Genomic DNA, 15,577 nt, shown 5'->3' with positions numbered 1-15,577 from the left:
GGTGCTTGCTCGCGATCGGCGAACGCGGGTGGGGCCGCGGCCGCGGTTGCTACGGGCTTCGGTCAGCTCCAGCCGTAGGCGTCAGTGACGCCCGGCGTGCGCAGGCAGCGCGCCGCGCCTTCGGCCACACACGTCAGCGGGTTCTCGGCCACCTTCACGGGGAAGCCGAAGGCCCGTTCGAGCCGCTGGCTGAACCCGCGGGTCAGCGAGGCCCCGCCGAAGAGGTGAATGCCCTCGCCCAGCACGTCCCCCGCCGCCTCCGGCGGCAGGTCGTCGAGGCATGCCGCGAGCGTCTCGACGATCGAGTCCGTGATGGGCTCGACGACCTTGACGATCTCCGAAACCGGCACCGTCGCCAGCCGCGCGTGGCCGCTCGCGGCGTCACGCCCCGGCACGACCGTGCTGGACTCGGTGGTGTGACCGATGCGGATCTTGAGGTCCTCAGCGGTCTGCTCACCCACGATGAGCTGGTGGTGCTCGCGGATGTGGCGGTAGATCGCCACGGTCATCTCGTCGCCTGCCACGCGGCAGGACCGGGCCGTGAGCACTCCGCCGTAGCAGAACGCCGTGACCTCGGCCGTGCCACCGCCGACGTCGACGACCATGTGCACGCGGCGCTCCATGGGGTCGATACCGCACCCGACGGCACCGGCGATCGACTCGTCGATCGCGGTGGCGCTCTTGATGCCGGCCTCGTCCGCCGCCTCGAGCAGCGCTTGCCGTTCGAGATGTGTCGCCCCGGACGGAACGCCGATGGCGACCTTCGCGTAGCCGCGCTGCCACGAGTGCCGGACGGCCCGCCGGACCACCGCCCGCAGGTAGGTGCGGGCTGTCTCCAGATCGGTGATGACACCGTCCTGGAGCGGGCGCAACGCCGTCATCCCCGCCGGGACGCGCCCGAGCAGGTCGAAGGCCTCTCGGCCGATCGCGACGAGTCGAGTGCGGCGTCGAGCGGAATTTCGCCGCAACAACACCGACGGTTCGTCGAAGACGATGCCGCGCGTCTCGTCGCACACCACCGTATTCGCAGTACCGAGATCGATTCCGATCTGAGCCACGGACCCTCCCCGGGTGAGCGGCCCCCCTGTCATTGAGTCTGGGACCCCGTGCTCATCCGGTCCAGCCACCTATTGGCTGCGTTCGACGACACACTCCGTATCGATTCGACCGAGTGGCCCACGACCGAACACCACTCCTGGTTCTGGGCGCCCGGATGGACCCGTGAGCCCGTACTCAAACCCCGTTAGGACAGGCAATCTTCCTGGAGAAGGGACGGTCAGACGGTCGCCGGACCGGTGGCACGGGCCGGCCGCCCCACCACGTTCGGCGCGAGGTCCGTGACCCCCCGGCGGGGCATGAGCAACAGTGCGACGAAGGAGACGACGCAGCAACCGATGATGTAGATCGAGATCCAGGTACTCGATCCGGTGCTCTGGAGGATGGCAGCCGCGATCAGAGGTGCCGGCCCACCCGCGATGACGGACGCGAGTTGGTAGCCGATACCCGCCCCGCTGTAGCGGATGTTGGGTCCGAAGCTCTCGGCGATCAACGCGGCCTGCGGCCCGTACTGCATGTCATGGAAGATCAGCGAAACGACGATCGCGAGCAGCACGAGACCAGCGACGCGCGTGTTCAGCAGCCCGAAATAGGGGAACGCGAACGCTGCGGTGCACACGATGCCGATTCCGTACATCATCCGGCGCCCGATCAGATCCGACAGGTGGCCGAACAGCGGAACGCTCACGAATCCGACCGCCGCAGCGATGAGCGTGTCGTTGAGCAGCCCTGTGCGCGACAGCTGGAGCTGCTGGGTGCCGTAGGTGAGCACGAAGGTCACGAACAGATAGAACGGCGCCTGCTCCGACATCCGGACGAACGCGGACGTCAAGATCTCCCGCCACTGGTGCCGGAACGCCTCGAGCACCGGGACGTGCAGTACGGCCTGAGTCTTCTTCACCTCGGTGAAAGCCGGGCTCTCCAGCACCTTCAGCCGCACGTAGAGCCCGATCCCGACGAGCACGATGCTGACCAGGAACGGCACGCGCCAGCCCCAGGTCAGGAAGCCATCGCCCGTCGTGGCCGACATCAGTTGGACCATGGCCGTGGAGAGCAGCAGCCCGATCGGGACGCCGAGTTGCGGCCAGCTCGCCATGAACCCCCGGCGCTTGTCCGATCCCCACTCCATGGACAGCAGCACCGAACCGCCCCACTCCCCACCGACCGCGACACCCTGGAGCAGGCGCAGCACGGTCAGCAGGATCGGCGCGGCGATGCCGATCGACGCGAACCCCGGCAGGAGACCGATGAGCGTGGTGCCCACGCCCATGATCATCAACGTGGTGATCAGCGTGGCCTTGCGGCCGATCCGGTCGCCGTAGTGGCCGAAGATGGCAGCGCCGATCGGCCGGGCCGCGAAACCGACGAACTGGGTGCCGAACGAGGCGATCACACCGGCATACGGCGTGGACCCCGGAAAGAAGACGTGCGGGAACACCAGTGCAGCGGCGGTACCGTAGAGGAAGAAGTCGTACCATTCGATCGAAGTGCCGACCGTACTGGCGACAACGGCGCGACGCCGTTGCGACCGAAACAGCGCCTCTGATTGCCCGGTGTTCATCACGCACTCCTATGGACGGTCGAACCGCGGCTCGATCGGCGACGCCACCCGATCCTCAGGGCGGTCCACCGATCACCGAGAATGCTGCGAGCCCGCGGTGCAGGTGTCAAATCGCAAAAGCGACGAATGGAACAAAACAGATATTTCGGTCCGGCCGACACCACCTGCGAAGAAGACCGCTTCGACGAGCTTCGATCGGTGAACGTGACGGGTTGGCCACGCCGCGCGCCGTGAGTGAGGCCGACTCGATCGTCGGCACCCGCGAGCCTGTCTCAGAAGCCGCATGCCCGACGACGACCACATCCGCCTCGCGGCAGGCCATGGGTCCCGCCCGATCGCGGAACCGGTGCGAGTCAGTGTTCCTGCCGGAAATGACGGCCGGGGGAACGGGTCCGGCTGAACTATTTGCAATCGTGAAAGCCCCGGCTGCCGATTCTGTCGGTGCCACCGAGGACGATTGTCGTATGCCGGAGAACGCGGTCGCGCTGGCGAGCCGAACCCTGCAGCGCGGGGTCGGATCGCTGCGCGCCGCCGCGGATTCTCACGCGCCGGAAGAACAGCGGGTCGTCGCGGTGAGCGTGTGCGAGTCGTTGTCCCGGCAATTGGAGCACCTGCAGATCGAACTGGTCGCCGGGTTGGTGCGCGACGGGGTGTTCGCCGCCCGCGGCTACCGCAGCCCGGTCCAGGCGGTCGCCGACCTGCTCGGCTGCGACACCGCGATTGCGCGGCGGCGGATCCGAGTCGCCGAGGACGCCTGCCCCGGTAGGTCGCTGGATGGGCGCACGTTGCCGGCCCGGCTGCCCGCCACCGCGGCGGTGTTCGCGGCCGGGGAGATCGGCTTGCGGCATGTCGAGGTGATCGCCGAGGCACTGCGCTCGCCCGCCGCGCGGCGGCTCGGTCCGCAGGTGTGGGCGGCCGCGGAGGAGAAGCTTGCCGAGCAAGCAGCCTCCTATCGGCCGGCGGAGCTGGCGGTGTTCGCCCACGACCTGATCAGCGTGCTGGACCAGGACGGGCCCGGGGAACGCGAGGACGAGCCGGAGCAGGTCAACGAGCTTCACCTTTCTATGCGCACGGGAAAGGTGAAGGGCTGGCTCGACGGACTCACCCGAGAAGCACTGGCCACCGCCCTGGACTCCTTGTGTCTGCCCCGCGGTCCGGAGGACGAACGCACCGCCGGGCAGCGCCGAGCCGATGCTCTCGGCGAGATCTGCGCCCGCGTGCTGGATTCCGGGCAGTTGCCCCAGTGCGGCGGGGAGCGCCCGCACCTGAACGTCATCATCCCGCTCGCCGAGCTGGAACAGCGAGCGCGAACGGCGAGCCTGGACTTCGGCGCCCGGCTGTCGGCGGCGGATCTCCGGATGCTGGCCTGCGACGCCCGGGTGGTGCCGGTGGTGCTCGGCGGGGCCGGGCAACCCCTGGATGTCGGACGGGCCCGACGCACCATTCCCGACGGGCTGCGCCGGGCGATCGCCGCCCGCGACCGTGGTTGTGCCAAACCAGGCTGCGGACGTCCCGCGTCGTGGTGCGAGATCCACCACCTGGAGGCATGGGAGAAGGGCGGGGAGACCGCAATGCACAACTGCGTGATGCTCTGCCGCTTCCACCACCGGCTGCTGCATCGCGAATCCGGCTGGCAGGTCCACATCCGCAACGCGATCCCGGAGTTCGTTCCGCCGAAATGGATCGACCACACCCAGACCGCCCGCCGAAAACCTCCACACCCCGCCACGCTCCATGGATGAGGAGGGCGCGCGGCGGACCATATGAGTCGCGCCGGGCCGGAGCCTGGCCGTCGGACCCCCAGGATCGGCGGGGCATCCCCGGCCTGCCCCGTGCCCGCCAACACTCGTGGGGTACGGCCTGCACACGACGCCCGAGAAGGAGCCGACATGACCACGAGGACCCCCGGCGGCACCCTGACGCTCGCCGAGAACCTCACCCTCAGCCGGATGGGCTACGGCGCGATGCAACTCGCCGGGCCCGAGGCGTTCGGGCCGCCGAAGGATCACGAGGAAGCCGTCGCCGTGCTGCGCGCAGCGGTGGAGCTGGGCGTCACCCACATCGACACCAGCGACTTCTACGGCCCGGCGAGCGTCAACGAGCTCATCAAGGAGGCCCTGCACCCCTATCCCGCCGACCTGCACATCGTCACCAAGGTCGGTGCCCGGCGTGGCGCGGACGCCTCCTGGCGGTCGGCGCTCGAACCCGACGACCTGAAGGCGCAGGTACGGGAGAACCTGCAGCACCTCGGCCTGGACGTGCTCGACGTGGTGAACCTGCGGGTCGGCTCGGCGATGGGCACGGGCGAAGGATCCATCGCGGAGCAGTTCGGCGCCCTGGCCGAGCTGCGGGAACAGGGTCTGATCCGCCACCTGGGGCTGAGCGGCGTCTCCTCGGCCCAGCTGACCGAGGCGCAGGCCATCGCGCCGGTCGTGACCGTGCAGAACCTCTACAACCTTGCCAACCGCCAGGACGACGCGCTGGTGGCGCGGTGCGCCGAGGAAGGCATCGCTTTCGCACCGTTCTTCCCGCTCGGCGGGTTCACGCGGCTGCAGTCCGCTGAGCTCGACTCGGTCGCCGCACGCCTCGGGGCATCACCTCAGCAGACCGCGCTCGCCTGGCTGTTGCAGCGCTCGGAGACCATGACCCCGATCCCCGGCACGTCATCGGTGGCCCACCTGCGGGAGAACATCGCCGCCGCCGACCTCGCCCTTCCCGACGACGCCGTGAAGGAGCTCGACGGCATCGCCGGCTGATCCACGCGCGGCGCCACGGGCCTCAGGCGTTGACAGCTTCCAGCCGCTGGCCCGTGGTGCGCGGCCCGAGCACCGACACGTCGACGGCCACCACGACCATCGCCACGCACATGATCGCGAAGAGCGAGCCGACACCGTCGTCCTTCAGCACGGGGACGAGGACGAACGGCATGATCGCGGTGACCAGGCGGGAAAGCGCGTAGGTCCCGCTCGCCCCCGTGGACCGCAAGGGCGTAGGGAAGATCTCGGCCTGGTAGATGTGGTACGCGTTCGAGAACACGTTGCTGACAGCGGTGTAGAGGAAGCCCCACGCGACGATCAGCATCATCGTGTTCGAGAAGCCGAACGCAAGCCCGAACGCCGCCATCGCCAAGCCCGACGAGACCACGAGGGTCTTGCGTTCGACGGCCTCCACGAGCGGCAGGGACAACGCCGACCCGATGGGGTAGCCGAGATAGGTCAAACCGGTGTACAGGAGCGACTCCGATATCGGATACCCCTTCGCCGTGAGCACCAGCGGCACCATCGTGCCGAACCCGTAGTAGCCGATGGTCTGGAAGACGTGGAAGACGACCATCATGCCCGTGCGCTTGTTGTAGGGACGCGCGAACAGCGCGCTCATGCCCGTTCGCACGGCCGGAGCGGCCGGAGCCGGTAATGCCGTCGGGACGCGGTCCGGGACGGCGCGGGCAGGTTCGGGCGGCACGTCGTGTGCCTCGTCCTCGAGCCTGGCGGCGATCGCTTCCGCCTCCTCGGTACGCCCGACCGACTCGAGCCACCGCGGCGACTCCGGCAGGCGACGGCGCAGCAGCAACACGATGAACGCACCCAGTGAGCCGATCACGAACATCCATCGCCAGCCCGCCACGCCGATGAAGCTCGTCGCGGTCACCCAGTGCGCGACGAAGCCCACCGCGGGCACCCCGATGAATCCGACGGTGTAGGCCCGGGCGATGTAGCGACCGCGATGACGTGCCGGCAGCAGGTCGGTGAGGTAGGTGTCGGCCAGCGGCAGCTCGGCCCCGAGCCCGACCCCGGCCATGAACCGGATGACCACCAGCCACGCCGCGTTCATGCTGAACGCTCCCAGCAGCGAGAACGCCGAGTACACGGCCAGGTTGAGCAGGAACGCCCCACGCCGGCCCAGACGGTCGGCGAGCGGGCCGAGGACCAGCGCACCGACGAACATCCCGATGAACGTCGAGGCCAGCACCAGCGCGAGCTCCGCCGTCGTGAGCCCGAACTGACCCAGGAGCACGCTGCTGAGCACACCGGTCAGGAACAGCTCGTACAGCTCGAAGAACAGGCCGAGCCCCACGACGACAGTGGCCCGCCGGTGGGTGCGGGTCACCGGCAGCCTGTCGATCCGCTCGGCGACCCCCGGTGCCGTCGTCGGCCGTGGATCTGGGAGCTCCTCGCCTGTCTCTGACACCCCGGGCTCCTTAGAGATGGTCAGAAGGACTGACAATCAATGTCGGTAGGAGTCCACGGTGAAGATTCAGAGGTCGAGGCGCGAGGAAAGATGAGTGCTGTCACAAGAAAACAAAGCGCGCGTCCACATCGGAACGGACAGAGCAGACGAGCTGGTCAGAGCATGAGCAACACGGGCCGGGGTTTCGAGTCACATGTCCGGTTCGACTCCGCGTGAATATCTCGATGGACTGATGATTTTGCCTATCAGGGGCGGCGGCCCGGCAGCATCTCCCGCAGCTTGGTCTTCGCGCCCTGAACGGCTAGGTGCAGTGCGTCGGGATCGCCCTTGAGCACGGCCTGCACCACCGACTCGGCCTGCTCGAACGTGGCGTGCGGCGGGATCGGCGGCACCTCCGGGTCGCAGTGGACGTCGAGCACGGCAGGGCGCTCGGCGGCGAGCGCCCGCTCCCATGCCGGGCCCAGCTCGTCGGGGGACGTCACGGTGAACGCCTCGAATCCCAGGCCGCGTGCGAAGTCGGCGTACGAGACGTCGGGCAGTCTCTGCGACTCCACGAACTTCGGCGCCCCGCCCATCGCACGCAGCTCCCAGGTCACCTGGTTGAGGTCGTTGTTGTGCAGTACGCAGACGATGCAGCGGGGGTCGGACCAGCGATCGGCGTAGCGGGCGATGGTGAGCAGTTCCGCCATGCCGTTCATCTGCATGGCGCCGTCGCCCGTGAGCGCGATCGCGGGCCGGTCGGGGTGGGCGAACTTGGCGCCGATCGCGTAGGGCACCGCCGAGCCCATGGTGGCGAGGCCGCCCGACAGCGACCCGCGGACATCTCCGCGGATACGCAGGTGCCGCGCGTACCAGTTGGCGACGGAGCCGGAGTCGGCCGAGACGATCGCGTTCAGCGGGAGCCGTTCGGACAGCTCCCAGACGATCCGCATGGGGTTGACCGGGCTCGCGTCCAGCATCGCCTGGCGCTCCATGGTGCGCCACCAGCGGGCGACGTTCTCCTCGATCTTCTCCCGCCATGCGCGGTCCGTCGGACCCGACAGCATCGGCAGCAGGGCCTGCAACGTCGTGCGCGCATCGCCGAGGAGGTTCACCTCCGTCGGGTAGCGCATCCCGACCATGGCGCCGTCGATGTCGATCTGAACGCCCCTGGCCTGCCCGAACTCCGGCAGGAACTGGCTGTACGGGAAGTTGGAGCCGACGATGAGCAGGGTGTCGCAGCCGCGCATCAGCTCATAGCTGGGACGGGTTCCGAGCAGGCCGACCGCGCCGGTCACGAACGGCAGCTCGTCGGACATCACGTCCTTGCCGACCAGAGCCTTGGCCACTCCGGCGCCCAAGATGTCGGCGACCTGCTCGACCTCCGCCGCGGCACCCCGCGCGCCCTGCCCGATGAGGATCGCCACCCGCTGCCCGCCGTTGAGCACCTCGGCGGCGCGCAGCAGCTCGGCCTCGTCGGGCACCACCATCGGCGCCACCAGGCCCGGCGGGCTCGACGGCACCTGTTTGAAGGCATGCGCGGGCGGCGAGTAGTCCTCGGTCTGGAGGTCACTGGGGATGATGAGCGCTGTCGGGGCGCGTCGCGTGAGCGCAGTACGGAAGGCGCGGTCGAGCGCGTTCGGCAGTTGCTCGGGGACGTTGACCTCGACGAGGTAGTCGCTCGCCACGTCCTTGAACAGGCTCTGGAGGTCCACCTCCTGCTGGTAGGACCCGCCCATCGCGCTGCGCTCGGTCTGCCCGACGATCGCCACCACCGGCACGTGGTCGAGCTTCGCGTCGTACAACCCGTTGAGCAGGTGGATCGCGCCAGGGCCCGACGTGGCCATGCAGACGCCCACCCGGCCGGAGAACTTCGCGTATCCGACGGCCTCGAAGGCGGCCATCTCCTCGTGCCGCGCCTGGACGAACCGCGGCCGGTCGCCGGCCTTCTCGAAGGCCACGATGAGCCCGTTGATCCCGTCCCCGGGATAACCGAAGACTTCTTCGACCCCCCACTCCTGCAACCTGCGCAGGACGTGGTCGCCCACCGTCTTCGCCACCCGCACGCACCTCCGCCGCCCGTCACTCCTGCCCGGTCTCCGGCTACCCGAACCCGGTGCAGTGCACCGACGGACTCCTATCTGTCACCCGTCCGGTGCACACTCGGACGGTTACCCCGCGAGGAGGTGCCTCATGAAGCGAGACGTCGACGACGTCAACTCCGACTCGAGTTGGAACCGCGATGCCCGCGACGAGGCCCCGATCGAGCGGCTGGACCGCAACTGGGGCGACCTCCTCCAGGAGCTACGCGTGGTGCAGACCGGCGTGCAGTTGCTCACCGGCCTGCTGCTCACCGTGCCGTTCCAGTCGCGGTTCGACGATCTCACCGGCTCGCAGCGGGTGCTGTACCTGGTGACTCTGTCGCTCTCGGCTGCGGCGACCGGCATGCTGATCGCACCGGTTGCGATGCACCGCGTGCTGTTCCGCCAGCACGCCCGCGCGGAGCTGGTGGGGGCGGGTCAGCGCTTCGCGATCGGGGGCCTGACGCTGCTGGGACTCGCCGTCACGGGGGTCATCGTGCTCATCTTCGACGTCGTGGCCGGGACGACGGCCGCGATCGTCGCGGGTGCGGTGTGCCTCGTGGTGTTCGGGCTGCTCTGGGCAGCGATTCCGCTGATCCTGCGCGCCCGAACCTGACCGTCACTTCGCAGGTCACGTCACTGGTGCAACGTCACTGGGGCAACGTCACTGGGGCAGGGGTGGGGTCACCGGGGTCAGCGCCCCGCCCGGGAGCCATGGCGCTGTGGTGCGATGGTCCGTCCCACCGACCGCCGCCGGTATCACCGCGACCTGCACGGCCGTGAAGATCCGGGGGGCGGCGTTCGGCTCGCCTCGATCGGTCGGCGCCGACCATTCGCGGAACCCGGCAGGCGAGGCGAGCAACGTCACCCCGGCCGCCCGCAGGTCGGCGAGGTAGCGCTGGGCGGGGACGGCCCGCGGGTCGAAGTCGAGGGTGGTGACGGCGCTGGTCCGGCGGCCCAGCACGGACCCCGTGGCCAGCCATGGCGCGGTGTAGGTGCCGCCGACGGTGGAGCGGCCGAACAGCTCATCGGTGAGCCTGCGCCCGCCGCCCTCCCAGCCGGCGACGACGACCACCGCGTCCGCAGGGTTCAGCCGGTCGTCGACCGTGAGTCCGTGCGCGGCCGCCGCGTCCCTGACGACCGTTGCGGCCGCCTTCGACCGGCCCGACCCGTCGGAGACGAGGTACAGCGCCACGTCACGGTCGGCGAGGAACCGCACGGTGGCCCGCAGCGCAACGGCGTCCTGAGCGGAGAGCGCGTCGGACGGACACGCGGTCGGCAGGTCGGTGACCCCGCGGACCATGCCGCCCACCACGGCGCTCAGGCACTCCGGCCCGTCCGGTCCCGCGAGTCCTGCCACCAGTGCGGGCGGCGCGGGATCGGAGCCGAGGTCCAGACGCAGCGGGACCTGCTCCCCGTCGGCCTCGACCGTGAGCACGTCCGTGTCGGCGGGGAGGTCGACCACCGCCCAGCCGCCGGGTGCGCCGGCCCGTTCGTCGGCGGACACACCGCCGACCATCGCCCCGGGGACGCCGACGTGGACGAGGTTGCGGCCGGGGCGCTGCGGGACGACCACCACCGGCACGTCCTGGCCTGCGAGCGCCACCGTCCGCAGGAGCGGGCGGCCGGTATCGGCGGGAACCGGGGCCGGGGTCTGCACAGCGATCACCGTGCCCGCGGTGAAGACCAGCCCTGCGGCGACGGCCACGACACGGCCCCCGATCGCACCGGGCCGGCACAACCCGGTGCTGATCGCCACGGTCATGCCCAGCGCCTGGACGATGACGAGCTGGCCCGTCAGCGACCCGAAGGTCACGCCGTCGAAACGCATCCCCTTGGCGACGGCCTCCAGCGCGGCGGCCGCGACCGCCACCGTGGCGGAGATGGCGAAGACCAGGGTGTGGCGCCGCAGCACGGTGAAACGAGCACCACACGCGGGCGTGGCGACCGACACGGCGGAGCCGAGCCAGGTCACCGCGGCCACCATGTGCACGGCGGCGAGCCCCACATGCCAGCCGACGTGCCCGACCGTCGCGTTGTAGCCCAATGCACCGATGAGCAGCAGGCCCAACACCGCGGAGGAGGTCTGGCACCCGCGGGCGAACATCACCGCTGCCACGAGAACCCCGGCTGCCTGCGGGAACGTGGCGAGCGCGGTGAGGCCTCCGATCAGCCAGTTGATCACCAACACGGGGACCGCGATGGCGGCCCCGCCCTGGACTACGAGCACCGATCTGCGCGAGGGCGGGCTGAGGAAGCCCAGCGCCGTCGTCCCGGCCACCACCGCGCTGGCCACGACCGCCACGATGCCCAGCGAGGTGGTCAGCGGATTCGTGAGGACGGCGCCTGCCGCCTCTCCGGTCCTGCCGTATCCACTCCCGGGGGTCTGCGCCCACGCGGGCACCGCAACGGCTAGGAACAGCACCGGGACCGCAAGGGCCGGTACGGCTGTGGCCGGTGTGACGAAGCGGCGGCGCCCGCGTGAGGTACGCAAGGCGTGGGACGAGGACACGGTTCTCCTGAGAAGCGATCTGGGTGGGGGGCCGATCGGCCGCGCGCACGGGTCACGCGGCCCAGCTACTCCCCTGTGAGAACTGCCCGGCTCGTCGTCCGGTCCAGAACGGTTCGAGCACGCCGGACGGCCGGGACGGCGCGCTGTGGGAGAAGGGGGCCACGGGAGCTCCGGGATCCAGGGCTGGACGCATTGCGCGCCCGGCGGGTCGGGGGACCGCATGCCGGCGGGTGGCCCGTGGGCCGCGGCGATCGGTCAGGGGAGAACGGACGTCCCCGGACAGGACTGGTCGAAATCGTTCCGGCGCCGGGTCGGCCAGAACGACTCGAGGTCGACGATCAACACGAATGTGACTATGGCGACGGACCGTGTGGAGGATCAACCCATCCGTGGCGGATGTGACGGGACTCACTGTAACACTAGTTGCACAGTCACCCTCTGTGATGTAGAGGATTCAACGAAGTCAAGCCGGAGGACCACTGGCCCATCCGGCTCCACCATACTGCGCTGATCGGTCTAACGGTTGGACGGAAGATCCGTTACGACCAACTGCCGCTTCACCCGGGTTCGCACAGGTCCGACCGGCTCGCCGCAGCCGCGGAGTTCGGGACCACCAGGATGATGCCGGACAATCACCGCTTACCAGACTTCCCCAATTGGCCGGACATTCTTTCCCGCCCCCGAAGCACAGCCCTCAGAAATGTACTGACAATGCGATGCGAATTGCGCGAGATTCGCATCACAACGGCCCATAACATTTGATTTGCGGGAGCTGATGTCTATACCGTCAGATCATTCGGGCGATCGCACCTCGGGCCGCCCGGCGACCGGCGGAAGGAGACGACGTGGACCACAGCCGCGTCGACCCGTCCTACCGCCTGCGTCGTGCTGATGGCGGAACCGACGTGCTGTCCGTCGTCCGCCCCTTGCTGCTCGTTCGCCGCCGGTGCGTCGACCTGCTGAAGGTCGCCACCTGCCTCTGTCGCGGCTGAGTCCGCCGATCGTCATCCGCTTCGGCAGGCGACGGTCGATGCATCTCCCCTTTTTCGTCAGCGGCCGCCGCCCGGCGCGCGGTCCGCCCTTCCGCGCCGAAAGGCAGCTTTCGTATGTCCGAACCAGCCCGTCGGATGCATCTCGGTCTCACGATCTGGCCCACCGGTTTCCATCCAGGAGCCTGGCGCCTGCCCGGATCCCGCAATGACGGCAACTCCAACCCGCGCCTGCTGCAACACGCCGCCCGCACGGCCGAGCGCGGTCGTTTCGACTTCTTCTTCATCGGTGACCGGCTGGTCGGGCTCACCGCCTCCCAGTTCGCGGCGCCCAACGAGGTGCTGCGGCCCGAGGCGCTGACCCTGGCCGCGAACATCGCGGGGATCACCGAACACATCGGGCTGATCACCACGGTCAACACCACCTACTCCGACCCGTACAACGTCGCCCGGGCGGCGGCCACGATCGACCACCTCAGCGGCGGGCGCGTGGGCCTCAACATCGTCACCGGTAAGAACGTCGAGGCGGCGCGCAACTTCGGTCGTGAGCAGCACTGGGACAACGAGCACCGCTACGACTGGGCCACCGAGTACATCCAGGTCCTGCAACTGCTCTGGGACAGCTGGGAGGACGACGCCCGCGTCGCCGACGCGGTGACCGGCCAGTTCGTCGACCCGGACCGCGTGCACCACATCGACTTCGAGGGGAAGTTCTTCTCCGTGCGCGGGCCGCTGAACGTCGAGCGGCCGGTTCAGGGGCAGATCCCGATCATCAACGCAGGGGCCTCCGAACGCTCCCGCGACCTCGGTGCGCAGTACTCCGACCTGCGGTTCACCAACTCCTCGACCCTCGGTCTCGACGGAGCGCGGGAGTACTACGCCGACCTCAAGAACCGGCTGCCGCACTACGGGCGCTCGGCGTCCGACCAGCTCGTCGTGCCAGGCATGGCGGTGTACGTCGAGGAGTCGCAACGGGCGGCGCACGAGGCCTACACGACCCTGCAGGAACTGCTCGAAACCAGCCCGGTGCACCGGGCGCGGCTCTCCGAAGCGCTCGGCGCGGCCGTCACCGACGCGGCGCCGGACGCCCCTCTCGCCGAGGTGGCCGACCTCGCGCAGCTGTCGGAGGACGGCCGCCGCATCGCCGACTCCGCCCGCGAGCTCTACGGGCGCGAGCGCGTGACCGTTGCCGAGGTCAACGCCTCCTTCATCCGCGGCGGGATGTTCAAGGAGGTCGTCGGCTCGCCCTCCCGGGTGGCCGATGTGCTCGAGGAGTGGTTCTCCACGGGCGCCGCGGACGGGTTCATGATCTTCCCGCCGACCGTGCCGCACGGGGTGGAGGCGTTCGTCGACCTCGTCGTCCCCGAGTTGCAGCGCCGTGGCCTGCACCACCGCGAGTACGCCGGGACGACCTTGCGTGAGCACTTCGGCCTTCCCCGGCCACCGAGCCGGTTCGCCACAGCCGCGGCAACGGCGGGGAGCGGGCGATGACCGCGCCCACGGTTCCGGTCTTCGTCGGCGTCGCGGAGCTCGACAAGTGGCTGCACGACAACCCGGAGCGGATCCGCCTGCTGGAGATCCGCTACGACCAGAAGAGAACCGGAGGGGACGACGGCAGCGCGGGGCACCTGCCCGGAGCGGTGATCGTTGACCTCGCCACCGAGCTGTCCCGCACCGACGCGGCCCCGACCGACGGGCGACGGCCCCTGCCGCACCCAGCCGACCTGCAGCGTTCCGCCCGGCGGTGGGGCCTGCGCGCGGACTCCACCGTGGTCGTCTACGACACGAGATCCGGGCTGTCCGCCGCGCGGGCCTGGTGGGTGCTGCGATGGGCGGGGCTGTCGCGGGTGAGCATCCTCGATGGAGGGTTGCAGGCCTGGAGCGCGGCGGGCCACCCGCTCGGTACCGACGAGCCGGAGGTCGCGCCGGGCGACGTGGAGCTCGGCTCGGGCGGCATGCCCGAACTCGACGCCGACGCGGCAGCGGCCCTCGCGGGGCGTGGCCTGCTCGTCGATGCCCGGGACGCGGCCGCGTACCGCGACGGGCACATCCCCGGCGCCCGCAACGTCCCGTCGCAGGGTGTGCTGGCCGCCGACGGGACTCTCGGCGACCGCGACGAGGTGCGCGCGCACTACGGGGTCACCACCGCCGACGCGCCCGTTCCCGGGCTCTCCTGCGGAGGCGGGGTGGCGGGTGCCTTCGCCGTGGCCGCCCTCGCCCACACCGGGGTGACCGCGCCCCTCTACGTCGGGTCGTTCTCGGCGTGGAGCGCCGACCCCGAACGGCCGGTCGCCACGGGAGCCGAACCGGGAACCACCGGGGAATCCCTGTGACGGAGAGCCTGTCGCTCACCCGCGACGGCCGGGCGGGCCGCGTGCCCGGCGACGAGGACACCCGGCGCCCGTCCGATGCCGGGAGCGCGCTGCTGGAGCAGGACCGCCGTGAGGCCATCCGCTTCCGGCGAGCCGTCCTGATCGGCCGTGTGGCCGTGGCGGTCGTCGTGCTCGGCGCCTGGCAGCTCGCCTCCGGCAGGCTCGTGTCGGAGTTCTTCGTCTCCTCCCCCAGCGACATCGTCGGCAGGCTGGTGCAGCTCGTCGCCACCGGGGAGCTGTGGCCGCACCTGACGCAGACGCTCGTCGAGGTGGGAGCCGGGCTCCTCATCGGCGTGCCGCTCGGGATCGCCCTCGGTGTGGCGCTCGGGACGTCACAGCTGCTCAGCGGATGGCTGCTGCCCTACGTGATGGCCCTCTACAGCCTGCCCCGGGTGGCGCTGGCGCCGCTGTTCATCGTCTGGTTCGGGATCGGGCTGCTCTCGAAGATCACCATGGTCGTGACGATGGTGCTCTTCGTCATCTTCTACAACGTCTACCAGGGCGTTCGCGACATCGACCAGGACCTGCTCGACGTGGCCCGCTCGTTCCGGGCGAGCCGCCTGCAGACCCTGCGCTGGATCGTGCTGCCGTCGCTGACGCCCTGGCTGGTCACCGCCCTGCGGCTGTCGATCGGCATCGCGCTCATCGGCGCGGTGATCGCCGAACTGATCGCCGCGAGCTCCGGCCTCGGCTACTACATCAAGCTCTCGTCCAACCTGCTCGACGTCACCGGTGTCTTCGCCGGTCTCGCCGTCATCACCGCCGTGGCGATCGTCCTCGACCAGGTACTGGGGCACGTGGAGCGCCGGGTCGTGCGGCACCACTGAGAAACGTCTCCA

The 15,577-nt window shown here is 69.8% G+C and carries 12 protein-coding genes; 7 read left to right on the top strand and 5 right to left on the bottom strand.

Features of this window, described 5'->3' with window-relative positions; genetic code table 11:
- Positions 1–62 precede the first annotated feature (62 nt).
- Both ACQPZQ_RS07650 and ACQPZQ_RS07645 read right to left on the bottom strand, forming a co-directional pair.
- Positions 63–1,058 carry a rod shape-determining protein gene (locus tag ACQPZQ_RS07650; RefSeq protein ID WP_433293458.1) on the bottom strand — a complete coding sequence of 332 codons (996 nt, stop codon included), beginning with the start codon at positions 1,056–1,058 and terminating at the stop codon, positions 63–65.
- A gap of 218 nt (positions 1,059–1,276) precedes the next feature.
- Entirely contained in the window at positions 1,277–2,617 is a 1,341-nt protein-coding gene (locus tag ACQPZQ_RS07645) for an MFS transporter (RefSeq protein ID WP_433293455.1), read from the bottom strand.
- 464 nt (positions 2,618–3,081) lie between these two features.
- Between ACQPZQ_RS07645 and ACQPZQ_RS07640 the strand changes: the two genes are divergently transcribed.
- Positions 3,082–4,359: a DUF222 domain-containing protein gene (locus ACQPZQ_RS07640; RefSeq protein ID WP_433293453.1), complete on the top strand. Its 1,278-nt coding sequence runs from the start codon at positions 3,082–3,084 to the stop codon at positions 4,357–4,359.
- A 147-nt stretch (positions 4,360–4,506) separates the two neighbouring features.
- Entirely contained in the window at positions 4,507–5,373 is an 867-nt protein-coding gene (locus ACQPZQ_RS07635) for an oxidoreductase (RefSeq protein WP_433293451.1), read from the top strand.
- Positions 5,374–5,395: 22 nt separating this feature from the next.
- On the opposite strand, the gene ACQPZQ_RS07630 is transcribed toward ACQPZQ_RS07635, so the two are convergent.
- Both ACQPZQ_RS07630 and ACQPZQ_RS07625 read right to left on the bottom strand, forming a co-directional pair.
- On the bottom strand, positions 5,396–6,805 hold the full coding sequence (locus ACQPZQ_RS07630; RefSeq protein WP_433293449.1) for an MFS transporter: 1,410 nt from the start codon (positions 6,803–6,805) through the stop codon (positions 5,396–5,398).
- A gap of 245 nt (positions 6,806–7,050) precedes the next feature.
- Positions 7,051–8,844: a thiamine pyrophosphate-requiring protein gene (locus ACQPZQ_RS07625; protein WP_433293446.1), complete on the bottom strand. Its 1,794-nt coding sequence runs from the start codon at positions 8,842–8,844 to the stop codon at positions 7,051–7,053.
- 133 nt (positions 8,845–8,977) lie between these two features.
- On the opposite strand from ACQPZQ_RS07625, the gene ACQPZQ_RS07620 reads away from it, so the two are divergent.
- On the top strand, positions 8,978–9,481 hold the full coding sequence (locus ACQPZQ_RS07620; protein WP_433293443.1) for a DUF6328 family protein: 504 nt from the start codon (positions 8,978–8,980) through the stop codon (positions 9,479–9,481).
- Between the two features lie 48 nt (positions 9,482–9,529).
- Here the strand turns inward: ACQPZQ_RS07620 and ACQPZQ_RS07615 are convergent, their stop codons facing one another.
- Entirely contained in the window at positions 9,530–11,377 is a 1,848-nt protein-coding gene (locus tag ACQPZQ_RS07615; RefSeq protein ID WP_433293441.1) for a hypothetical protein, read from the bottom strand.
- A gap of 845 nt (positions 11,378–12,222) precedes the next feature.
- On the opposite strand from ACQPZQ_RS07615, the gene ACQPZQ_RS07610 reads away from it, so the two are divergent.
- From ACQPZQ_RS07610 to ACQPZQ_RS07595, 4 genes are all read left to right on the top strand, one after another.
- The gene (locus ACQPZQ_RS07610; protein WP_433293439.1) at positions 12,223–12,369 is read left to right on the top strand and encodes a hypothetical protein; all 147 of its coding nucleotides are present in this window, start codon (positions 12,223–12,225) and stop codon (positions 12,367–12,369) included.
- Between the two features lie 114 nt (positions 12,370–12,483).
- A complete protein-coding gene (locus tag ACQPZQ_RS07605) occupies positions 12,484–13,857 on the top strand; it encodes an NtaA/DmoA family FMN-dependent monooxygenase (protein WP_433293437.1) in 1,374 nt (457 codons plus the stop codon).
- Positions 13,854–14,699 (top strand): sulfurtransferase, encoded by an 846-nt coding sequence (locus tag ACQPZQ_RS07600; protein WP_433293435.1) that lies wholly within the window; start codon positions 13,854–13,856, stop codon positions 14,697–14,699. Before ACQPZQ_RS07605 ends, ACQPZQ_RS07600 begins: the two co-directional genes overlap by 4 nt.
- Positions 14,696–15,565, top strand: a complete 870-nt coding sequence (locus ACQPZQ_RS07595) for an ABC transporter permease (RefSeq protein WP_433293433.1) — start codon at positions 14,696–14,698, stop codon at positions 15,563–15,565. Before ACQPZQ_RS07600 ends, ACQPZQ_RS07595 begins: the two co-directional genes overlap by 4 nt.
- Positions 15,566–15,577: the final 12 nt, after the last annotated feature.

The organism is Pseudonocardia sp. CA-142604 (assembly GCF_050948475.1).
Taxonomy (GTDB): domain Bacteria; phylum Actinomycetota; class Actinomycetes; order Mycobacteriales; family Pseudonocardiaceae; genus Pseudonocardia; species Pseudonocardia alaniniphila.
The sequence above is the reverse complement of the archived record's forward strand: the minus strand, read 5'-3'. Positions and strand labels throughout refer to the sequence as shown.